The 20778-nt window shown below is 58.5% G+C and carries 21 protein-coding genes; 12 read left to right on the top strand and 9 right to left on the bottom strand.

What is annotated here, in order from left to right; translation table 11 throughout:
* Positions 1-25: 25 nt before the first annotated feature.
* Entirely contained in the window at positions 26-1378 is a 1353-nt protein-coding gene (locus F5897_RS06445) for an amidohydrolase family protein (protein WP_183304918.1), read from the top strand.
* A gap of 79 nt (positions 1379-1457) precedes the next feature.
* Here the strand turns inward: F5897_RS06445 and F5897_RS06440 are convergent, their stop codons facing one another.
* The 4 genes from F5897_RS06440 to xseA all read right to left on the bottom strand — a co-directional run bounded on the left by F5897_RS06440 (position 1458) and on the right by xseA (position 5348).
* Positions 1458-2018 (bottom strand): cupin domain-containing protein, encoded by a 561-nt coding sequence (locus F5897_RS06440; RefSeq protein ID WP_183304917.1) that lies wholly within the window; start codon positions 2016-2018, stop codon positions 1458-1460.
* A complete protein-coding gene (locus F5897_RS06435; protein ID WP_124825016.1) occupies positions 2018-2932 on the bottom strand; it encodes an ABC transporter permease in 915 nt (304 codons plus the stop codon). Before F5897_RS06435 ends, F5897_RS06440 begins: the two co-directional genes overlap by 1 nt.
* A complete protein-coding gene (locus tag F5897_RS06430; protein WP_183304916.1) occupies positions 2929-4122 on the bottom strand; it encodes an ABC transporter permease in 1194 nt (397 codons plus the stop codon). Before F5897_RS06430 ends, F5897_RS06435 begins: the two co-directional genes overlap by 4 nt.
* A 68-nt stretch (positions 4123-4190) precedes the next feature.
* A complete protein-coding gene (xseA, locus tag F5897_RS06425) occupies positions 4191-5348 on the bottom strand; it encodes an exodeoxyribonuclease VII large subunit (RefSeq protein WP_343048843.1) in 1158 nt (385 codons plus the stop codon).
* Positions 5349-5564: 216 nt separating this feature from the next.
* Here xseA and F5897_RS06420 point away from each other — a divergent pair, with 216 nt between their 5' ends.
* A complete protein-coding gene (locus F5897_RS06420) occupies positions 5565-6521 on the top strand; it encodes a type I 3-dehydroquinate dehydratase (protein WP_183304914.1) in 957 nt (318 codons plus the stop codon).
* 51 nt (positions 6522-6572) lie between these two features.
* Here the strand turns inward: F5897_RS06420 and glpX are convergent, their stop codons facing one another.
* On the bottom strand, positions 6573-7559 hold the full coding sequence (gene glpX, locus F5897_RS06415; protein ID WP_124825020.1) for a class II fructose-bisphosphatase: 987 nt from the start codon (positions 7557-7559) through the stop codon (positions 6573-6575).
* A gap of 242 nt (positions 7560-7801) precedes the next feature.
* Between glpX and fbaA the strand changes: the two genes are divergently transcribed.
* On the top strand, positions 7802-8830 hold the full coding sequence (gene fbaA, locus F5897_RS06410; protein ID WP_124825021.1) for a class II fructose-bisphosphate aldolase: 1029 nt from the start codon (positions 7802-7804) through the stop codon (positions 8828-8830).
* On the top strand, positions 8830-9762 hold the full coding sequence (locus F5897_RS06405) for a DUF6264 family protein (protein ID WP_183304912.1): 933 nt from the start codon (positions 8830-8832) through the stop codon (positions 9760-9762). The genes fbaA and F5897_RS06405 overlap by 1 nt, the downstream gene beginning before the upstream one ends.
* Here F5897_RS06405 and F5897_RS06400 read toward each other — a convergent pair whose 3' ends face one another.
* Entirely contained in the window at positions 9763-11028 is a 1266-nt protein-coding gene (locus F5897_RS06400; protein WP_183304911.1) for a DNA recombination protein RmuC, read from the bottom strand.
* A 197-nt stretch (positions 11029-11225) separates the two neighbouring features.
* On the opposite strand from F5897_RS06400, the gene F5897_RS06395 reads away from it, so the two are divergent.
* From F5897_RS06395 to F5897_RS06385, 3 genes are all read left to right on the top strand, one after another.
* Positions 11226-12683 (top strand): APC family permease, encoded by a 1458-nt coding sequence (locus F5897_RS06395; protein WP_183304910.1) that lies wholly within the window; start codon positions 11226-11228, stop codon positions 12681-12683.
* A gap of 191 nt (positions 12684-12874) precedes the next feature.
* Positions 12875-13948 (top strand): redox-regulated ATPase YchF, encoded by a 1074-nt coding sequence (gene ychF / locus F5897_RS06390; protein WP_183304909.1) that lies wholly within the window; start codon positions 12875-12877, stop codon positions 13946-13948.
* A gap of 118 nt (positions 13949-14066) precedes the next feature.
* Entirely contained in the window at positions 14067-14495 is a 429-nt protein-coding gene (locus F5897_RS06385; protein ID WP_183304907.1) for an SdpI family protein, read from the top strand.
* Here F5897_RS06385 and F5897_RS06380 read toward each other — a convergent pair.
* A complete protein-coding gene (locus tag F5897_RS06380; RefSeq protein ID WP_425485653.1) occupies positions 14479-14688 on the bottom strand; it encodes a helix-turn-helix transcriptional regulator in 210 nt (69 codons plus the stop codon). The genes F5897_RS06385 and F5897_RS06380 overlap by 17 nt on opposite strands.
* A 21-nt stretch (positions 14689-14709) precedes the next feature.
* Positions 14710-15156 (bottom strand): hypothetical protein, encoded by a 447-nt coding sequence (locus F5897_RS06375; protein WP_124825028.1) that lies wholly within the window; start codon positions 15154-15156, stop codon positions 14710-14712.
* 364 nt (positions 15157-15520) lie between these two features.
* Here F5897_RS06375 and F5897_RS06370 point away from each other — a divergent pair, with 364 nt between their 5' ends.
* Entirely contained in the window at positions 15521-16015 is a 495-nt protein-coding gene (locus tag F5897_RS06370) for a low molecular weight protein-tyrosine-phosphatase (RefSeq protein WP_246332274.1), read from the top strand.
* 122 nt (positions 16016-16137) lie between these two features.
* Positions 16138-16347 carry a PLDc N-terminal domain-containing protein gene (locus F5897_RS06365; protein WP_183304906.1) on the top strand — a complete coding sequence of 70 codons (210 nt, stop codon included), beginning with the start codon at positions 16138-16140 and terminating at the stop codon, positions 16345-16347.
* Positions 16348-16450: 103 nt separating this feature from the next.
* Here the strand turns inward: F5897_RS06365 and F5897_RS06360 are convergent, their stop codons facing one another.
* Positions 16451-16966: a DUF2087 domain-containing protein gene (locus F5897_RS06360; RefSeq protein WP_183304904.1), complete on the bottom strand. Its 516-nt coding sequence runs from the start codon at positions 16964-16966 to the stop codon at positions 16451-16453.
* A gap of 73 nt (positions 16967-17039) precedes the next feature.
* Here F5897_RS06360 and F5897_RS06355 point away from each other — a divergent pair, with 73 nt between their 5' ends.
* The 3 genes from F5897_RS06355 to F5897_RS06345 all read left to right on the top strand — a co-directional run.
* The gene (locus F5897_RS06355) at positions 17040-17558 is read left to right on the top strand and encodes a GNAT family N-acetyltransferase (protein ID WP_158608090.1); all 519 of its coding nucleotides are present in this window, start codon (positions 17040-17042) and stop codon (positions 17556-17558) included.
* A complete protein-coding gene (gene pcp, locus F5897_RS06350; RefSeq protein WP_183304903.1) occupies positions 17555-18196 on the top strand; it encodes a pyroglutamyl-peptidase I in 642 nt (213 codons plus the stop codon). Before F5897_RS06355 ends, pcp begins: the two co-directional genes overlap by 4 nt.
* 117 nt (positions 18197-18313) lie before the next feature.
* A partial coding sequence (locus F5897_RS06345) for an AAA family ATPase (protein ID WP_183304902.1) occupies positions 18314-20778 on the top strand: 2465 nt, incomplete at its 3' end.

Genomic DNA, 20778 nt, shown 5'->3' with positions numbered 1-20778 from the left:
CGGGGCTCTGCGGTAGGGTAGACGTATGGAAACTGTGCTCTACGCTGATGCCCTGGTAACGGCCGGAAAAATTGTAAAAAATGCGGAAATTCGCTTTGCTGACGGCAAAATCACCGCTGTCGGAAAGCGCGGCGAGCTGGGGCCGGTCGCTGCCACCAGCGAGGTGCATGACCTGGCTGGGCGGATCCTCATTCCCGGACTCACGAATGGGCACACCCACTCTGCAATGACCTTGTTGCGCGGGGTGAGTGACGATTACGGTTTTATGCCGTGGTTGTCAGAGGTGCAAGCCCTGGAACAGCATCTCACCCACGACGATATCCGTGCTGGGCTGGAGCTGGCGCTGTTGGAGATGATCGGCAGCGGCACTGTGGCGTTCGCCGACATGTACTACTGGGACGCGGCACTGCTTGAGGTAGTAGCCGATTCCGGAATGCGGGTCGCCGCAGCTTTCGCGTCGGTGGCACCGGAGGTGATTATGTTCCCGGGTGCTACCGCTTTAAGCGCACGCGAAGAGATGGATCTCGCTGACCAGCTGGCAGCTGAGCACAACAGTAAAGGGCAGATTCTGGTTAATTACGGGCCTCATGCCCCGTACTCGGTGCCGCGCGACTTTTTTGTGGAGGTCATTGAGCGATCGAAGCGCACGGGAGTGCCGATCCACACCCATATTGCGGAATCGCCAGCGGAGACAGAGACCATGTTGGAGCGTTCCGGGCAGCATCCCGCGAGTTACCTGGAGAGTCTGGGCTTGTTTGAGACGAAAGTGCTGGCAGCGCACTGTGTGTATCTGCAGGATGCAGAGATTACGATGTTTGCGAAGCAAGGGGTGGCATTGTCGCACAACCCGGTGTCAAACCTGAAGCTGGGAAACGGTGTGGCGCGGCTGCCGGAGTGGTTGGCTGCGGATGCGGCGGTGAGCCTCGGCACTGACTCCGTGGCGAGCAACAACTCGCTGGATCTGTTTGAAGAGATGAAGCTCGCCGCGATTTTGCATCGCGGTGTGCGCACTGACCCTACCGCGGTGACCGCGGCACAGGTTTTTGAGGTTGCGACAAAACGCGGCGCGGCCGCGATTGGCTTCCCGGAGAGCGGGCAGCTTGAAGTTGGCAAGAACGCTGACATTGTGGCACTTGATGTTACCGGGGTTAACGCGATTCCGCACGAGTCGCTGCTGTCGCACATTGTGTTTGCGGCCAGTGGACGTGATGTCGCTGAGGTGTGGATCGGTGGCCGCCATGTGTTTAGTGAGGGCGAGTACCTGACGCTTGACGCGGCAGATATTAAACAGCGTGCAGCCGCTAGCGCTAAGCGGTTGCGACAGGCTGCTGCTGCGGCTGGTGGTACTGCGGGGAGTGCTGCGGCGGAGACGGTCTAGGGCGCGGTGGCGGCTGCGCGGGGAAAATGCAGGGGCTGGTAACTCCGGGTTGTGATAGCTCTGGGGAGGCTGCCGCGTTTTAGTGACGGGTGAGCGCGGTAATGAGCTCCGCAAACTCGGGGTATTGGGTGAGTGCGGTGGCGCGATCAATCAGCGCAAAACCTTCCCAGGAGAACGCGGGTGCCATAGTGGTTCCTACTAGGGTCCAGGAGCCGCGGCTGCGGGAACCGTGAATCGCGTCAGCGGGAATCACTGTTTGCGGCTCGAATCCGGCAAGCGGATCGCCCACAACCGTGGTGTACCCGTTGCCATCAGGCAACAGCACCAGCAGTTCCAAAGGATCACCGGCATACCAGTGGTAAACCTCGGCGGCGGTGAGGGAATGCAGCGCCGAAAAATCACCCGCAGTCAGGAGATAGTAAATCGCGCTGGAGACATCGCTTGCGAGGGTGTTGCGAAACATTCCGCCCTCGTGAGGCAGCGGTTCAAGCCGGAGCCGCTTAGCGAGCTCTGCCGCAGCTGCTGGCAAAATTGCTGTTGGTGTCTGGACTGCCGGAGTAGATGTGCTCTCTGCGGGTAGCAGCTGAGCCGCGGCCGCGGTGTCCGCTGTCGCCGATTGCGATGGAGGCTGTTCCGGCATTAAGCGAGCTCGGTTTTCTTAGCCTTGCGTAGGCGATGGGACATTAGCAGCAGCGCTACCAGCGTTACCACGTAAGGCAGCGCGTCGGTGAGCTGCTGTGGCCAGCCCAGACCCTGCATGCGGAAACCGTAAGCGTCGGTAAAGCCGAACAGCAGCGCCGCGCCCAGCACGCCCAGTGGGTGTGCTCGCGCCAGCATTACAGCTACGACCGCGATCCAGCCGCGCCCAGCGCTCATGCCCTCGGTAAATTCCTGCACGTTGCCGATTGCCAGCTGTGCGCCACCGAGACCGGCCAGGGCACCAGAGAAAACTACCGTCCAGAGCTGGTAAGAGCGGGGATTAACGCCGAGGGTGGCAGCTGCGAGCGGCCGCTCGCCCACGCCGCGCAGACGCAGCCCCAGTGGGGTGCGGAACAGCATGAACCACAGCGCCGGCGCCAAGAGCAGCGCAAAATAGCCGACCGGAGTGAGTTTGAACAGTTCCCCGAGATAAGGGATGCCGGAAAGCACCGGAATCTCCCACACCGGAATCGGAGCAATGCCCGGATCTTTGAAAACCCCGGTCACGCCAAACACGCTCATAATCAAGAACGCGGTGATGCCGATAGCCAGCAGGTTCATGGCAATCGCCAAAACAATCGGGTCGCCGCCGCGGTAAATCGCCCCGTAACCCAAAATCAGTGAGAACACGGCACCGGCAAGCGCCCCGACCAGAGCCCCGACCAGCCAGCTGCCGGAGAAGAAGGACCCGGCGACCGCACCAAAGCAGCCAATTAGAATCATGCCCTCAAGACCGATGTTGAAAACTCCGGCGCGTTCGCAAATCATACCGCCGAGAGCCGCCAGCAGGATAGGAATCAGGGAGCGCAGCACGCTGGCGAGCAGATCCGCATCAATCACACTTAAGAAGTTCATGCCGCTGCCCCTTTAACCTGAGCTTTTTTAGTTTTCTTAAACTGTGGCAGTGCCACTTTGAAAGCGATAAAAATAATTACCAGCGCTTGAATAATAGCGGAAATCTGCGGTGACAGCCCCAGCTCGTTACCCATCGCGGTGCTGCCCACGATAATCGCGGAGAAGAAAATGCCGGAAACCACGGTGCCGATCGGCTTGTAAACTGCCAGCAGGGTGACGAGCAGCGCCGTGAAAGCATAGCCGGTGCTGACCACGTGGCCGTCAAGCAGGCGGATATTAGGCAGCCCAAGCACCAAAAGCGCCCCAGAAAAGCCCGCCATGCCGCCTGAGAGAGCCATAGTTTTTACCACCATCATGCTTGGCTTCACCCCGCCGTAGCGGGTAAACTCAGCGTTTTGGCCGGCAAGGCCAGACTCAAAGCCGTATTTGGTGCGACTGTTTAAGAAGACCACGAAGAGCACCAGCAGCGTTACCAGCAACAGTGACCAGTTAACGCTTGTGAGCACCATTGTAATCATGCTGCGGCTGCCAAACTGCTCCCGCAGAGTGGCTGCTAGATCTGAATCCCGCGGCACAAAATAATTCAAAAGCACATCACTGCGCAGCTCTTTACTGCCGGCGATATCGGTTGTGGGGTCTTGCAGCTGGGTGCGAATATACCAGCTGGAGAAAAACTGAATCGGGTAGTTGAGCAGCAGACTGGAGATGAGGATTGGGACTCCCATGCCGTTTTGTAAAACCGCTGCAATCAGGGCCCACAGTGCGCCGGCTAGCACCGCGACCACAAGCGCCATGGCGAATACCAGCGGCCCTGGGCCTGGCATGAACAGCGCCACGAGGCCACCCGCGAGCGCACCGGCAACCGCCTGCCCCTGCACGCCGAGGTTGAAAATACCGGCGCGAAAAGCAACCGCAGTCGCGATACCGAAAGAAATAATCAAAACGGCGCGGCTGATAGTGTTAGCGAGGCCCAACCCGGTGCCGAAAGCCCCGTTTAACATAGCGGCATAGCCGGCGATAGGGTTTTGGCCAGTGGCAGCGATGAGAATCGCGCCAACCACAAAAGCAGCGACAATCGAAACAAAAACGGAGCTGGTTAGCGCTTGCCGCAGTTTAGACAGCAGGCTAACAGCTGGTTGTTTCGCAGCGCGCTGCGAAGCATCAACGGTGGTCACTTGTGAGCTCCCCATAAGTTATAGCCACGGTTATAAAAACCCGATAACTACTAGTGAACCATATCTCAGCAGCGCTGTAAAAATTATTCTGCGACAACCCGCAGCTTACCGCCCGCAAGATGTAACTGCAGAGGGGTGCCAGCGGGCGCTGTTTGGGGATTTTGAACCACCGTGCCGTCTAATAACTGTGCCACAGCATAGCCGCGCTGCAGCGTTGCGAGCGGGGAAAGCGCCCGCAGATTGCTGCGATTGGCTTGCAGCTCACGGGTGGCATCGTGCAGTCGGCGCTCGGTGAGCTCCAGGGCGCGGCTAGCCCACCGTTCAATCTCAACCTGCTGCTGCGAGATGAGCAGCTCCGGATTGCTGAGCACCGGGCGTGAGCGGTAGCTGGCAAGGTGTAACATTTCGGTGTTGAGCCGCTGTAGCACATGATTGTAAAGGCGTGAGCGAGCCGCCGTGAGATTTGCAAACTCTTCGGCAACATCCGGCACAATGCGCTTTGCCGCGTCGGTTGGGGTGGAGGCTCGCAGATCCGCAACCTCATCAAGCAGGGGGTGATCAGGTTCGTGGCCAATAGCCGAAACCACCGGGGTCGCTGTCGCCGCAACCGCCCGCAGCAGCGATTCATCGCTGAACGGCAACAGATGCTGAAAGTCGCCGCCACCACGCGCAATCACAATCACGTCAACGGCTGAATCTGCGTCTAACTGTTGTAACGCAGCAATCACCTCAGCCACAGTGCGTTCGCCCTGCACTGCAGTGTGCACAACACGGAAATTAACGTTCGGCCAACGGCGCTTAGCGTTTACCAGCACATCGCGCTCGGCGTCAGAATCTTTGCCGGTAATCAGCCCGATGCAGTGCGGTAAGAAAGGCAGCGGTTTTTTGCGTTCCGCCGCAAACAAGCCCTCGGCGGTGAGTTTTTCGCGCAGTTCGTTAAGCTCTTGCAACAGTTTGCCCAGCCCGCGGTGTTCCATCTGCTGCACCACGAAGCTCAGGGTGCCTCCCGGAACCCAGTAATTTGGGGCAATTTGCAGCACTACCTTGTCGCCGGCAGTGAATTTACCCCCGAGTTTGGGATTACGCCACAGGGCCAGTTGTAACGTTGCCTGTGTTTCAGGGTCGCGGAGTTTGCCGTAGTAGTGCATTCGCCGCAGGTTCCATTCCGTCAGTTCTCCCTCCGCCCACACCGCCCCCAGTGTTTCAATGTGCCGCTGCAGGTGGGTGTTAATCTGCGCCACAGAGAGTGGATTTTCCCGGCTTGGCGCGGCAACAGGGTGTTGCGCAGCCGCTTGCTCCCGGGGACTAGGCTTGGCAGAATCTTGGAAGCTCGGCGCTGCGCACAAAATAACTCCTGAAAAGTAGTAGCGGCAAAAAGCAGTGGCGACTGTTCTCAATTCTACTTGCTGTTGCTGCGGTGCGTGGCCGGACGCTGCCATACCTCGTACACTTGAAATGTGCCATCAGAACCCACCGCCCCGGAGCCGCAAACCGGGCTTTCTCAACCGATAGCGGCAGACACGCAGTCCGCGCCGCAGCCTCCGCATGCGTTTCAGCCTGCTGGTATGCCCGCGACTCAGCCTGCTGCGCAGGCTGTGGCGTTTAAACCCCTGCCGTTTCTGCAACATGAATTTTTGGCGGATCGCGCCGCCCGCCTCGCCGCGGTGATAGTGCCCGCAATGCCCACAAGCGTCGCCGCAGCCGCCGAGTTCGTAGCCGCGGGAGAAGCTGCGCTCGCCGCCGACCCGCACGCATTTCAGGCCGTAGAGTGGCGGGTGGATTATTTAGAGCAACCGGGCTTAGATGACAGTGCTGACACTGCGCTCGTGGCGCGGTGCGGCGCTGTGTGGCAGCAGTTGCAGCGCTTACAGGTGCCGATTTTGGCGACTGTCCGCACCCGGCAGGAGGGCGGGGGTGAGTTTGACGCTGTTGCAAGCCGCTATCAGCGACTGGTTACCGAGTTGGCTGAGTTACCGCTTGCCGCAATTGATTTAGAGCACCGGCGTGACGGCGTCCCAGAGCTTGCAGCTCTGGCGGCCACCCGCGGAATTACGGTTGTGCTGTCGCACCACGACTGGGCGGGCACCGCGAGGCAGGAGGAGCTTGTGGCGTTGCTGCGTCGGCTCACAGCTGCAGCATGTGGGAAGCAGTCCGCCGTAGTGAAAGTGGCTGTGACACCGCACACTGCAGCCGATGTCGCTGTGCTTGCTGCCGCTGCTCGAGAGGTGGCCCCAGAGTTTGACGGATCGCTCATCGCGATTGCGATGGGGAAGCTGGGGCAGGTTACCCGGGGGCTGCATAATGATTACGGTTCGGCCGCTACTTTTGCGGCACTAACTAAGACGAGTGCCCCGGGGCAACTCACCGTTGCTGAGCTGAGTGCACAGCGCGAAAAGGCGCTGCGTCAGTTGTAACAACCAACACAGCGCCCCATTTGCGCGGCTACCAGCGACCCTGTTGCGCGGTTAGACGCCCCAGCGATCCTCGCGCATGTCTGAAACCACGTGGCGAATGGTGCCGGAGTGTGATCGCAGCACGATGCTCTCTGCCCGTAGGTATGGGCCGTGACGCTTCACGCCCTCGATAAAGCCGGAGGAGGTGATACCGGTTGCCACAAAGTAAGCATTGTCACTGCGCACCAGGGTGTTCTGGTCAAGCACCGCGTCGAGGTCGTGACCCGCGTCAAGCGCCTTCTGTCGCTCCTCGTCATCTTTTGGCCACAGTCGTCCCTGAATTACGCCGCCGAGCGCTTTCACCGCGCAGGCGGTGATGATGCCCTCGGGGGTGCCGCCAATGCCGACCGCGAGATCCACCCGGGAGTCGAACCGGGCTGCGTTTACGCCCGCAGCCACGTCGCCGTCCATGATTAACTCTGTGCCGGCGCCGGCCGCCCGGATGTCGGCGATGAGCTGGTGGTGGCGGGGCCGATCCAATACTGCAACACGAATGTCTGAGACATCTACGCCCTTAGCGCGTGCCAGAGCCCGAATGTTTTCACCAATCGGGTTGCGAATGTCTACAATGCCCACACCCTCGGGGCCGCACACTAGTTTATCCATATAGAACACCGCTGAGGGGTCATACATACTGCCGCGATCAGCTACCGCGATTACACTGAGGGCGCCCGGGCGCCCCTCCGCTGTGAGGCGGGTGCCGTCGATAGGATCCACCGCCACATCGCATTCAGCGCCAAGGCCGTTACCGACCTGTTCGCCGTTGTAGAGCCAAGGAGCATCATCTTTTTCGCCCTCGCCAATCACCACGGTGCCGTTCATGGTCACAGACGAGAGGAAACGGCGCATCGCATCAACCGCAGCTCCATCAGCGGCATTCTTATCGCCGCGCCCCACAAATGGGGTGGCCTTAATCGCTGCTGCTTCTGTTGCGCGTACCAGCTCTAGGCCCAGGTTACGGTCTGGCTGCCAGTCGCTTAGTTCAGGGGTTTCAAGCATTTTTCCTCCTGCTTTCCTCCTGTAAAAGTGATGTTGTAACAAGCCTATCCAGGAAAACTGTTGCGGCCCGCAGCAAAACTCCAAAATGCACAGTTTTGCAGCCGAAAAGCAGCTGCAACAGATAAAATATGTAATTAAAAATAGCCCCGCGACGGCGTGGGCTTGGGTATCTGCTGTTTTATTGGCAGCGGATCCGCCTCACCGCGCTGCTTCCCGGCAGTGCCGACAGCGAAGGAGCCACAGTGCCACTAGCAACACCAGAACAGTACCGCAAGATGCTCGACGCAGCGAAGGCTGGCAGCTATGCGTATCCGGCGATTAACGTCTCCAGCACCCAGACTCTGCACGCGGTGTTGCAGGGTCTCACCGAAGCTGGCTCAGACGGCATTATCCAGGTCAGCTTTGGCGGCTGCGAATACCTCTCCGGCCACACCATTAAAGACAAGGTGACCGGCGCGATTGCGTTCGCGAAGTTCGCGGAGGAGGTTGCTAAGAACTACCCGGTAACCGTTGCGCTGCACACCGACCACTGCCAGAAAGAACTTATTGAGACCTGGGTGAAGCCGCTGCTTGAGGTCAGCCGGGAGCGCGTGGCACGCGGCGAGGGTCCGCTGTACCAGTCACACATGTGGGATGGCTCAGCTGTGCCGCTGGCTGAAAACCTGGAGCTCGCCAAAGAGCTGCTGCCGTTGTGCAACGAGTTGGGTGTTGTGCTGGAGGTTGAGATCGGCGTTGTGGGCGGCGAGGAAGATGGCGTGACCCACGAGATTAACGACCAGCTGTACACCACGCTGGAAGACGCTATCGAAACTGTTGAAGCGCTTGGTCTGGGCGAGAAGGGTCGCTACCTGACCGCTTTGACCTTTGGTAACGTGCACGGTGTTTACAAGCCGGGCAACGTGAAGCTGCGCCCTGAGCTGCTGAAGGAAATTCAGGATGGCCTGGCAGCGAAGTACGGCACCGGCGAAAAACCCCTTGATTTGGTGTTCCACGGCGGCTCTGGCTCTACTCCGGAGGAGATTGCGGAGGCGGTGCGTAACGGTGTTATCAAGATGAACATCGACACCGACACCCAGTACGCTTTTACCCGCGGCGCGGTTGATTCGCTGTTCACCAACTATGCTGGGGTGCTGAAGATTGACGGCGAGGTTGGCAACAAGAAGCAGTACGATCCACGTGCCTGGGGTCGCGCCGCTGAGGCTTCAATGGCGCGTCGTGTAGTTGAGGCTGCTGAGCAGCTGGGTTCAGCTGGGAAGTCAATCAGCGCTTAATGACTGCAGAGACTCAGTTCACACAGGGCAGCGAAGTGCCGCAGCGTTTGCCTGGGGTGCCGCATAATTTGGGTGTGGATCGCCGCGCCGCGCAGGAGTTGCTGCGCGGTGAAGCGCCTGAGCCGGTAGTTGCTCCGGCCGCGGCGCCGACCGGGGAGCCTGCGCCGGCCGCCGCGCCGGACACCGTGCCTGCGCAGCCCGCGCCGGCTGATTTTGCCACAACCTCCCCAGCGAATCCAGCACCTTCCGAGGTCCCGGAGGCGCCTACGGAATCAGGGCCAGCGGCACCAGAGTCATCTGCCCCTGCTGCCGAGTCGGATGACTTGCCTGGTGTACCAGTGGCTCCTGTGCCGCCTGTGAAACTTGCGCAACCTGAGGAAACAACGAAAGCTGCGCTGCCGGTGGCAATCGGGAACTCGCGGCGGCAGTCGGAGCGAAAGGGTTTTGCTGACCGGTTTGCGGCCCGGCTGGAGGAGCGTGCCGCAGAAGTCGAAACACGGCCTGCGGCTGCGCAGGCAGGTAACCGCAAACCGTATCGTAAAGACTTTACGGTAACGGTGTTGCTGCTTGCTGTCGCTACTTTTGGTGCTTTGACGCTGGGGCAGAGTCTGCTGTTTTTGCCGCAGCAAATGCATCAAATGGTGGCGGCGCTACCGCAGCATAATCTAACCGTGCCAAGCTGGGTGACGACCGCTGGCCAGGTTGGAGCTTTGGTGATTTTGTCGCTATACGCGGTGACGTTGCTGTTCACTATTTCCCGTTTACGGGCTCGGAAGTTGGCGTTTTGGGCGCCGCTGAGTGCCGGGCTGCTTGCGGTGTTGGTGACAACCGGGTTTATTGTGGTCGCGATGACCGCAACTATTCCGCTTGCGGTGTTAAATGACCCTGCGCAGATGCAGACCTTGTTAGATGCTATTAACGCTAATCGGTAGCTAGTTTGTTTCTGTGTTTAGTTCAGGCGCTGCGGGCAACCGTGGTGCCTGAACTATTTTTTGCCCCGGCAAATTTTTTGTGGTGTCGCTGAGCAGTGCCGCATCAATCGCTTCGATACGGCGGGCAGTTGGCAAAAACCTACTTTCGATGGAGCCCAGCAGTGCGTTGTAATCTGCGGTGGCTTTACTTAGCGAGCTGCCAAGTCGGGTCAGATGCTCAGCGATAGAGCTTAGCCGCTTGTAAAGTTCAGTGCTTAGCGCGTGCAGCTCCTGCGCTTCGGTGCTGATTTGATGCTTGCGCCAGCTGTGCTCCACAGCTTTGAGGGTGGCGTAGAGGGTAGCCGGAGAGACCAGCATTACCTTGTGGCTGAAAGCGTAATCGTGCAATTGCGGATCGGCCGCAAAAGCATGCCCGAGCAAATCATCACTGGGAATAAATGCGAGCACCATGTCGAGACTGTCTGGCAAACTGCTCTGATACTCACGCCCACCCAGCTCTTTTACGTGCTTTTTCAGTGCCGCAACGTGCGCTTGTTGTGCTTGTTTGAGCTCTGCGGGGGTCGCTGATGCAGGGAGATTAAGCAGCGCCGCGAGCGGTGCCTTAGCGTCAATAGCGATAACACGCTCTCCCGGTAAATGCACCAGAAAATCAGGGCGTAAACTAGAGCCCGAATTATTCTGCAGCGTGCTCTGGGTGGTGAAGTCGATATGCTCCTGCATTCCGGTTGCTTCAAAGAGTCGTTGCAGTGTGCTTTCACCCCACTGCCCGCGCGTGTTGGTGGCGGCCAGAGCCCGCGCCAACTGCTGTGAAGTGCTGAGCAGATGTTGCTCCGCCTGCGCGCTTTGCTGCAGCTGCCCCACAAGTTCGCCGTGCTGTGCTGCGCGCTGCTGCTCTAGCCCTTCCACACGCTCCCTTAGTACCTGCAGCTGTTGCGCCACCGGAGCTAGCTGTTGCAACACTTGATTATCCGCCGCGTTGTGGGCATCCTGCTTGGCGTTGGCATCACGGAGGGCAGCAACGAGACCCTCAAGCTGGGTTATCTCTGCGTTTCGCGCTGCTAGCTCTTCACGCATATTTGCGGTGGCGGTGCGTTCAGCAAGCTGCGCGCCCGACACCGCCAGCTCTAGCTCTCGCTGCGCCGCTGTCTGCGCGGCCGCGAGTTTATTGTGAGTTTGTCGCTGCAGCAGCAGCCAAGCGGCACCTGCCCCGAGCACAGCGCCGCCAAGCAGTGCGAAAATAACAGCAGAAAAAACCGAAAGAGTCATGCTTTAAGTTTGCCCGATAACCATGACAACTTTGCTCAAGACTGCTCACAGCGTAGAAAAATAGATTCTGGCTAAAAATTACAGGTTTATTTCTTTTTAGGAGAGACTGAAAATTACGTCGCGGTTTTCTGTAATGTGTTAAATGCACAGCGTAAAGGTGCTCTGTAAGGAGCCAGGCAAAGAAGCGTGGGGAAGATATGAATGAAAATTTGCACGGTCATTCTGAACTAAAAAAGACGATGGGTCCCGGCACGGTGTTGGCGCTTGGCGTCGGCGCGATGGTCGGTTTCGGCTGGGTAGTTTTGGTTGGTGAGTGGATCACCTCCGCCGGCTCTATGGGAGCAGCCCTGGCGTTTGCCGTGGGCGGTATCATGATGGCGCTGATGGCGCTAGTTTACTCAGAGTTGGTGGCTGCGATGCCACAGGCTGGTGGCGAGCACAATTACGTGATTCGAGCCCTCGGCCCGCGCTGGTCGTTGATTGCTTCTTGGGCAATCGCTGGCGGGTATGCGACAGTTGTCGCCTTTGAGGCGGTCGCGCTGCCGCGAGCCCTCGGCTACGTGATTAACCTGGAGCACATCAAGCTTTACAACATCGCGGGCTTCGATGTCTACCTGGTGTGGGCGCTGGTGGGGGCGATCGCGGCTATCGTTATCACCATTATCAACATTCTCGGCGCTAAAATCGCGGGCTTCGTGCAGACTTTCGTTGTCATCTTTATTTTCGCAATCGGTGCAATTTTGCTCGTTGGCACCTTCGTTGGTGGGGAGCCAGCAAAAATGGAGCCGCTGTTTACCACCACCGACCCCGGCTCGGCAACAGCTGGCTTCTTTGCGGTAATGGTTATCGTGCCGTTCATGTTTGTGGGCTTTGACGTGATTCCGCAGACCGCCGAAGAAGCAAACATGAACCCGCGTAAAATCGGCAAAATCTCTGTTATCTCCGTGTTGATTGCTGCGGCTTGGTACGTCATGATTGTGCTTGCCGTGTCTGTTGCGCTTGACGACTCAGAACTGGCAGAGGCAAACCTCCCAGCAGCTGACGCTCTGGGTGCACTCTTTAACGGCAACACCCTGATGCCAACCATTATGGTCGCCGCTGGTATCGCAGGTATCATCACCTCTTGGAACTCCCTGCAAATGGGCGCCTCGCGACTGCTCTACTCCCTGGCTCGTGGCGGGATGCTGCCAGCATGGCTGGGTAAAGTACACCCGAAGTACAAAACCCCGGTTAATGCGCTGCTGCTCCTGGGTGCATTCGCCACCCTGGCACCATTCTTTGGGCGTCCAGCGCTGATTTGGGTTGTGGACGCGGGGTCGCCGATGATTGTTATCGCCTACCTGCTGGTGATGATTTCTTTCGTCGTGCTGCGCAAACGAGAACCAGAAATGCCACGCCCGCTACGCGTCGGCGGCAGCGGCAACTTTGGTCTGATCATCGGCTACGCAGCAATCGCTGTGGCTGTTTTCCTGGTTGCGCTTTACATCCCGGGCATGCCAGCGGGCAGCCAAATCGGCTGGCAATCATGGCTGGTATTCGGGCTGTGGTGGGCAGCGGGTCTGTTCTTCATGTTCCGAGTTCCGGGCGGTATTAAGCCTGGCGTTGACGCCGAAGAAAAGGTGCTCGCCGTGTTGCAGCAGCGCCAGCGGAAGTAACGCGATCAAACCGAACCGGGCGGGGTGCGCAGTTAAGCTGTGTGCCCCGCCGCTGTTTTTTGTGGAGCTGTTATCCGTGGAGCTGTTATCCGTTCGGCTGAGCTACGGCTGGGGTGCCCGCGGGAAATATGCAGCCGCGGGAAACTCGGAGCCGGTGGAATCGGATCCACCAAACCCAGTAGAATAGCTCTGTGGCTTTAACTATTGGAATCGTCGGTCTCCCGAACGTCGGAAAATCAACCCTGTTTAACGCGCTCACCCGCAACGAGGTGCTCGCCGCAAACTACCCGTTTGCGACCATCGAGCCAAACATTGGGGTGGTGAATCTGCCTGATAAGCGGCTTGAGAAGCTCGCTGAAATTTTTGGGAGTGAGCGGATCCTGCCGGCGCCGGTATCCTTCGTCGATATTGCGGGCATTGTGCGTGGCGCCAGCGAGGGCGAGGGGCTCGGCAACCAGTTCCTGGCAAACATTCGCGAGGCAGACGCGATTGCGCAGGTGGTGCGCGGCTTTAGTGACGACGACGTGGTGCACGTTGACGGCAAGGTGGATCCAGCAAGCGATATGGAAACCATCAACACTGAGCTGATTCTCGCAGACCTGCAAACCCTGGAAAAAGCGATGGCGCGTTTTGAGAAAGAGCTGAAGGCGCGCAAGCTTGACCCGGCGAAAATGGCTGCTGCGAAAGCCGCGGAGGAAGCGCTGAACGAGGGTAAGCTGCTGAGCGCCACCGATATTGATCTGGAGCCGATTAAAGAACTCGGGCTGCTCACCGCGAAACCGTTCCTGTACGTGTTTAACGTTGATGAGGCGGTGCTCACCGATAAGGCGCGGCATGATGAGTTGGCGGCACTGGTGGCTCCGGCGAAAGCGATTTTCTTGGACGCGAAGCTGGAGAGCGAGCTGATTGACCTTGACGACGCTGACGCAGCGGAGCTGCTCGCATCAGTCGGGCAGGAAGAAAGCGGGCTGGATCAGCTGGCGCGCATCGGTTTTGACACGCTTGGGCTGCAGACCTATCTGACGGCCGGGCCAAAAGAGGCGCGCGCCTGGACTATCCGCAAGGGCTGCACCGCGCCGCAGGCGGCCGGCGTGATCCACACCGATTTTGAAAAGGGTTTCATTAAGGGCGAGATTATCTCCTTCGACGACCTGGTGGAGTGCGGCTCAGTGGCGGCTGCGCGCGCTGCCGGCAAGGCGAGGCTGGAAGGCAAAGATTACGTGATGCAAGACGGCGACGTGTGCGAGTGGCGGTTTAACGTCTAGTTCGCGGCAAGATAAGTGTGATGGCAGACCCGCCCGGGTAACTGGGCGGGTTTTGTTCTGCGCGTAACTTCGCAAAAGTGACAATTCGGTGTTGGGCAGAAAAGCGTAAAATATTCCTATGACAGAAGCTGTGGTAGTGCTTATCGGTGCGGCGGTGTTGCTGGCTGGCAGTCTGCTGATCGTGTGGTTGGGGCGTTTGAGCGAGCGGGGCACGCTCGCGCGCAATTACCTCGCGGGGCTGCGCACTCGGCAGACGCTCGCGTCTGATGAGGCTTGGATTGCCGGCCACCGGGCAGGTGCAAAATCGATGATTGTTGGCGGTGCTGGCGGTGCTGTGGGAGCGGTAGCGGGAATCGTCTTCGGGGTGTTGTTTATGCTCGGCACGGTTACGCAAGTGGCGGCCGAAAACCTCATCGCTTGTGCCGTCGTAGTGTCTTGCGGTTGGATGATTATTTGGGTTTTGGTTGCGACCGCCAAAGCAAACCGTGCCGCGCGCGAGGTTAATGAGCGTGCGCGGAGCGCCGCCTCGATTAATTCTCAGGCTTGATAATGCCAGCCGACGTATCGGGGATGAACAGGTCTTCTATCTGCACCCCGAATACCGCAGCGAGTTTAAAAGCCAGCGGCAGCGACGGGTCGTACTTGCCACTTTCGATGGCGATAATTGTTTGCCGCGACACGTCTACTTTGGCGCCGAGCTCTGCCTGCGACCAGCGCAGCTCGGTGCGGCGCTCTCTGATATTGTTACGTATTTTCCCTCTTTACCGGTAGCGGATGATTGCGACGGTGGATCCAACCACCCAACTGCCCATCATCACTGCAAAGGCAAACAGCCAGCTCAGATGTGGGCCCCCGAAAGCCTCCAGCAGCCCAACCGTCAACAGAATTGGCACTCCGATCGCGAATGCGAGCACGAAAGACTCGGCCAGTTTGCGCCTCCCGAACTCGTCTGAATCCCGGTAAAGCGCGGCAACTGCCCACGCGATAATCACCACGCTCGGCAGTGTGAGTAGGGCGGGCAGCCAGTCGCCGATGCCGGCGCCCCGCAGCACAATCGCAACGAGGAGGGAAACCGTGTAAAGCGCCATGCCGCTGCCGAGGCGCATCGAGTAGCGTCGCATTGCCCCGTGCATGCGGTCAGTTTGGGTAGCGTTTATGCTGTGCGGCAGTGCCGACGACAATTCTTGCGGCCCGTGGGTAGTGTTCATGATTTTACCTTTCAAACGGAAACTTTAAGCGGTAATTGGTTCACTTCATTGGGTGGGCGAACTCACACCTAAAATGTACAGCATCCTTTACATTGATGTCAAGAGTGCTTGACATTAATGTCAAAAGTGTTTTACATTTTGTGCTTCAGTGCTGCGCTCGTTGCTAGCAGTGGCGGTTTGCGTCGCTGGTAGCACGGTTGCGATTGTGCGGCTGTTAATGCGGAGTTCTGTGCGACTTGGCCTGCGCAGTGACTAGAATTAGACTGCGGAGCCTGTTAGTGCTTACGTGCCTCACGAAAGCGCGGGCAGTCAGTGAGTCAAGTCGCGAGCAGAAAAGCAGCGCAAACTAGGGAGGAACGGCTTAATGCGTATTATGACAGTTTGCACCGGCAATATTTGCCGTTCACCGCTCGGGGAGTACTTGTTGCGAGTCGCGGCGCTAGAGCGGGGCGCCGAGCTTGAGGTCGCATCCTCCGGTATTTCTGATGAGGAGCGCGGCAACCCAATCGATCGCCGCACTAAGTTGATTCTTGATGAGCTCGGCATTGACTCAGGCAGCCACCGCGCCAAACAGTTTCAGCCCGCAGACTTCGCTCACTACGATTTGATTTTGGCGATGGATCTGCCGCACTATCACGCTCTGAAGCGCATGGCGAAGACTGCTGATGACAGCGCCAAAGTGCGTCTAATGCGAGAATTTGACCCGCAGGTTGCGGCCGAACCGTTCGAAAATTTCGGGATTTACGACCCTTGGTACGGTGATTGGGAAGATTTCCAGATCACCTACCGCATGATTCGCGATGCAGTACCGGGGGTTATTTCGCATGTCTTAGACCAGGGTGCGGCGTCGGCAGCGTAAATTGTAGAGCCGTTAAGGCCTGATGAAAAATGTATTGAAATCTCTTTTTTTTTTCGATATATGATGTGCTTACCGGTTAAAAATTATCGGAAAGAGAGGCAAAGATGTCAGACACTTTTCCTATGAATTACAACCTTGCTTGGATTGCAAGCATTGCAATCTTGCTCATCCTGATGATTGCTGCTCTGGTAAGCCTTTACAACTCCAGAAGCAGAATGGATAAACTGCATCTGCTGCTGTGGGTAGTGGTAATCATCGTTTTCCCGCTGTTGGGCAGCCTCGTTTGGTTTGCTCTTAAAAACACTTTTGTTGTGACCGGGGAGAACACCTAGCTGTGTAAACACGTTTGGCTAGCGCAGCATATATATCGAATAAGTGCCGGGTTTACCCTTCAAAAGTTTGGGTGAACCCGGCACTTGTCGTATCGATGCGGTTTTAGTGCCACTCACGCGCGGCAGAGATATCCGTAACGAGTGCATATTCTGTGCCGGTGCGGGTGCGTTCAACCAGTTCAAAATCAATCAGGTAGCGTCGAAGTGCCGGAAAATCATCGTCAAACTGTCGCAGCCGATGATTAATCTCTGCCTCGTTAATCACCTCGCCGGGTTTTAGCACTTGGCGAGCAACCCACTGTAATAATTCCCGACGCTCGGCAGGGTTCATCGGATAGCGGTGGATCCGCCCTTCCCGCACCCACTTATCGATGCCTTCACGTTTCTTAGCGGGGTTTGCCGCGAGCATTTCAGCAAAAACACTCTCGTTTAAAGCTCCTGCGGCGTCTATAATTGCGGAATCAGTTAAACCTGCTTGTAGTTTAACAAACTGTTTCGCTTTCAAATCAGATGCCGCCACCGCGAAATTCTCGCCTAGCAGCAGCCGCGCAAAGACCTTGCGGGTTTGCGGGTTTGCGAGCAGCGCCACAATGCGCCGTGAATTAGTTTCAGTGCTCAAGTTGTTTTCCTTAACAGGGGAAGTAAAAGTATATGTTTAGTGTAGAGCAATCTATCGTTGTAGACTGTTAAATATGTATGAAATTCGTGCTGCAACTATCGAGGATGTTCCCGCGCTTGTGGAATTTGGTGCAGCGTATGTGCCGAGTTTTTATGCGCCTATTATCGGTGAAAAAGCAGCAGCAGCGTTTCTAGAGTGGTGGTCTGAAAATTATTTCAATCAGGCTATTAACGGTAAAAATGTGTTTGTCGCCGTTGCCCCTGCGGAAGACCGCGCAGCGAATACAGCTGAACGGATTGTGGGTGTTGCTGAGTGGGGTACTCATGAGGGGCAGCCGGTGCTGTGGCGCCTGTATGTAGCGCCGGATCTGCGCAGCCGCGGGCTGGGCGCGCAGCTGCTGCAGCAGATTATCGCCGCCTTGCCTGAGGGCAGTAAAACCTTGCTCACCGAGCATGTAGGAGGCAACCTGCGGGCAGCCGCTTTCTATGAGCGGGAAGGTTTTAAGCTGCTGCGTCGCGATGCGCACGCTTCGGGTGATACTAATCGGGACACCGTATGGCGTGAAAAGCAGCTTGCTAATCTTGAAGCATGAAGATTCTGGTTACCGCGTTTGACCCCTTCGGCGGCGAAGCCGTAAACCCTGCAGGGCTAGCCGTGCAGCGACTGCCCGCAGAAATAGCAGGAGCAACAATCGTCACCGCCGAAGTACCCACCGTGTTTGGGATTGCGGGAGAGAAAGTCGCAAAGCTTATCGCCGCTGAAAACCCTGACGCTGTGGTGTGCGTCGGGCAGGCGGGTGGCCGCAACGCGGTTACTCCGGAACGCGTCGCCATTAACCTGCGAGATGCGCGCATCCCAGACAACGCTGGTGAACAGCCCCTAGACACCCCTGTTGCCGCAGCCGGCCCCGCCGCATACTTCACCACGCTGCCGGTTAAAGCCATGACCAAAGCAGCACGTGACGCAGGTATTCCCGCGTCGCTTTCAAACACCGCCGGCACCTTCGTGTGCAACGACATTATGTACAGTGTGCTGCACCACATCGCGACCACAAAACTACCGGTGCGCGCCGGCTTCATCCACGTGCCATACCTGCCAGAGCAAGCCGCAGCTCACCCCGGAGAGCCGAGCATGCCGCTTGCTGACATTGTCACCGCGCTCACCGCAATGCTGGCGGCGCTCGCCACCTGCGAGACAGATATCAGCAGCGTTGAGGGCACTATAAATTAGCTGGCACTATAAACTAAAGACAACACCTTGCGGTTGCGCTGTGCCTTGCATCGCGTAGAATGGCGCTCGCTTGTCAGCTCACCCACTACAAACCATTACCGACTCGAAAGCTAAACCGTGTACCTCAAAAGCCTCACCCTGAAAGGATTTAAATCCTTCGCACAGGCAACCACGTTTAGTTTCGAGCCGGGAGTTACTGCAATCGTCGGCCCCAACGGTTCGGGCAAATCAAACGTGCTCGACGCGCTCGCCTGGGTGATGGGCGAACAGGGCGCAAAAACCCTGCGCGGCGGCAAAATGGAAGACGTCATTTTCGCCGGCACCGCCAGCCGCGGCCCGCTCGGCCGCGCCGAGGTGAAACTCACCATCGACAACAGCGACGGTGCGCTGCCAATCGCATACACCGAGGTCACCATCAGCCGCACCCTGTTTCGCAGCGGCGCCAGTGAATACGCTATCAACGGCGAAACCTGCCGGCTGCTTGACGTGCAAGAGCTGCTCAGCGACTCCGGCCTTGGCAAAGAAATGCACGTGATAGTGGGGCAAGGCCAGCTTGACAGCGTGCTGCGTGCCAGCCCCGAAGAACGCCGCGGCTTTATTGAAGAAGCAGCCGGCATTCTGAAACATCGCCGCAGGCGCGAACGCACCCTGCGCAAGCTGCAGGCGATGGAAACCAATTTCACCCGCCTCAAAGATCTCGAAACTGAGCTGCGGCGGCAGCTTAAACCCCTGAGCAAACAGGCGCAAGTAGCGCGCGAAGCACAAACCATCGCCGCCACCCTGCGTGACGCCAAAGCCCGCTTGCTGGCTGACGATATCACCTCCGTGCAAGCAGAAATCGCAGACCTCGCCGGGGCCGCAGCAGAACGTGCCGCAGCGCGCGGTGCTCTGCAAGACAAATACGAACTGCAGCAGCAGCGCATCACCAGTCTTGAACAGCAAGAACACACTGAGCAGCTCGACGCCGCCCGTCGCCTCGTGGTTGAGTTTGAGGCGGCACAGTCACGTCTGCAGGGTTTGCAGTCGCAGGCTGAGCAGCGGCTGCAATTCTTGGCGGGGCAAGACGAACCAACCGTGATTCCGAACCGGGTGACGCAGGCCGATGTGGATCGCGTCAGCGCCGAGTTGCAGCGTCTCGAAGCGCTAGTGCCAGAGGCGCGCGAAGCCCACGCCGCAGCCAGCATCGCCGTGCAGCACAAACGCGAAGCGTTAGACGCTGTAGACAAAGAGATCGCCGCTGCCGCCGCAGCGCTTAACGCCTACGAAATGCAGCTGACGAAACTTGGCGGGGAACACGCCGCCGCGATCCGTAGACAGCAAGAGCGCGAGGCCGAACACAGTCGGCGCGAAACTGCCGCCAGTGCCGCGACTAGCCGGCTCGAACAGGCGGAAGCAGCCCTCAAAGAACTAGAAACCGCGGAGCAGGCGGGCGGATCCACCACCGCAGCAGCGAGCGATCTGGAACAGGCATATAACGCTGCCGGCGAGACGCAAACCCGGCTCGAAACAGAGCGGGACCAGCTGCAGGCAGCCCTGCACCGTGCCGAACGAGACCAGGTTGCGTTACAGGCAACACACACCGCGCTTGCGGCGCAGCTGGGGCAGCACGATGGCGGCGACGCGGTAATCGCCGCGGGGCTCCCGGGCGTGCACGGTAAGGTCGCGACGCTGGTAGAAGCTGACGCAACACACACCGCTGCGCTGGGGTTGCTGCTTGGCGACGCCCTGCTGGTTGCAGATGAAGCCGCTGCAACGCGGGTTTTGCAGCACGCGGCGGAGGCGGACCTCGGGCGCGTGCAAGTGGTTTTGGCGACGGCTGCCCCGGAAATAGACTCCGCCACGACCGCAGCGCAGCTTTCACCGCAGATAGCTGAGGCGCTCGTCGCGGTTGGCGCGGTGCACGCCGAATCAGTGATTACTGCCGCATCCGGAGTCAAGGCGCTGCTGCACACCGCGTTTTTAGCGCCCGATCTCGCCTCTGCACAGCGGCTCGCGGCAACCCTCTCCGGCCACCTCGAACACTTCACAATTGCCACGTCGCACGGTGAAATTGTGACCCCGCACACTGCGGTTGGTGGATCCGCCACCAGCAAATCCCTTCTTGAAGTGCGGGCGGAATACGACACCGTCACGGCCCAGCTCGACACCGCAACAGCCGTGGTGCAAGACGCGAAACAGCGCTGGGAGGCAGCTCGCCAGGCGGTGCAGGAAGCCAAAACTCGTGCCGCGGAACTGTATCGACAGCTGCGGCAGGCGGACAGCGCCCGAGCTGAATTCGCTGCGAAATGGCAGCGTGCCGCAGCGCAGGTGGAAGCTGCGAAAGCCGAGCAGGAGCGCGCTCGGGGTGCGGTGGCAGAGAGCGAGAATCGAGTGGCGGAGGCTGCAGCGGCAGTGGCGACTGCGGCGGCAGCGGTGACGGAGTTTGAAAAGCAGCCACGGCCAACCGTGGAACATTCCGTTCGCGATGAGCTAGCCGCAGCATACGAAGAAGCACGGGCCGCGGAAGTGGAGCAGCGCATGACGGTGCAGCGCGCCCAGGAACGTGCTCGCAGCGCCGAAGGCGCATACCGTCGGGTGCGAGA

This window comes from Canibacter oris, assembly GCF_014197205.1.
Taxonomy (GTDB): Bacteria; Actinomycetota; Actinomycetes; order Actinomycetales; family Microbacteriaceae; genus Canibacter; species Canibacter oris.
The sequence above is the reverse complement of the archived record's forward strand: the minus strand, read 5'-3'. Positions and strand labels throughout refer to the sequence as shown.

Excerpts from the sequence above, each read along its gene's own strand:
- F5897_RS06445 (WP_183304918.1), top strand. The coding sequence starts at position 26 with ATGGAAACTGTGCTCTACGCTGATGCCCTGGTAACGGCCGGAAAAATT.
- F5897_RS06385 (WP_183304907.1), top strand. The coding sequence starts at position 14,067 with ATGACAGAAGCTGTGGTAGTGCTTATCGGTGCGGCGGTGTTGCTGGCT.
- F5897_RS06440 (WP_183304917.1), bottom strand. The coding sequence starts at position 2,018 with ATGCCGGAACAGCCTCCATCGCAATCGGCGACAGCGGACACCGCGGCC.
- F5897_RS06395 (WP_183304910.1), top strand. The coding sequence starts at position 11,226 with ATGAATGAAAATTTGCACGGTCATTCTGAACTAAAAAAGACGATGGGT.
- glpX (WP_124825020.1), bottom strand. The coding sequence starts at position 7,559 with ATGCTTGAAACCCCTGAACTAAGCGACTGGCAGCCAGACCGTAACCTG.
- F5897_RS06405 (WP_183304912.1), top strand. The coding sequence starts at position 8,830 with ATGACTGCAGAGACTCAGTTCACACAGGGCAGCGAAGTGCCGCAGCGT.
- pcp (WP_183304903.1), top strand. The coding sequence starts at position 17,555 with ATGAAGATTCTGGTTACCGCGTTTGACCCCTTCGGCGGCGAAGCCGTA.
- F5897_RS06430 (WP_183304916.1), bottom strand. The coding sequence starts at position 4,122 with ATGGGGAGCTCACAAGTGACCACCGTTGATGCTTCGCAGCGCGCTGCG.
- F5897_RS06400 (WP_183304911.1), bottom strand. The coding sequence starts at position 11,028 with ATGACTCTTTCGGTTTTTTCTGCTGTTATTTTCGCACTGCTTGGCGGC.
- F5897_RS06375 (WP_124825028.1), bottom strand. The coding sequence starts at position 15,156 with ATGAACACTACCCACGGGCCGCAAGAATTGTCGTCGGCACTGCCGCAC.
- F5897_RS06355 (WP_158608090.1), top strand. The coding sequence starts at position 17,040 with ATGTATGAAATTCGTGCTGCAACTATCGAGGATGTTCCCGCGCTTGTG.
- F5897_RS06370 (WP_246332274.1), top strand. The coding sequence starts at position 15,521 with ATGCGTATTATGACAGTTTGCACCGGCAATATTTGCCGTTCACCGCTC.
- F5897_RS06435 (WP_124825016.1), bottom strand. The coding sequence starts at position 2,932 with ATGAACTTCTTAAGTGTGATTGATGCGGATCTGCTCGCCAGCGTGCTG.
- F5897_RS06365 (WP_183304906.1), top strand. The coding sequence starts at position 16,138 with ATGAATTACAACCTTGCTTGGATTGCAAGCATTGCAATCTTGCTCATC.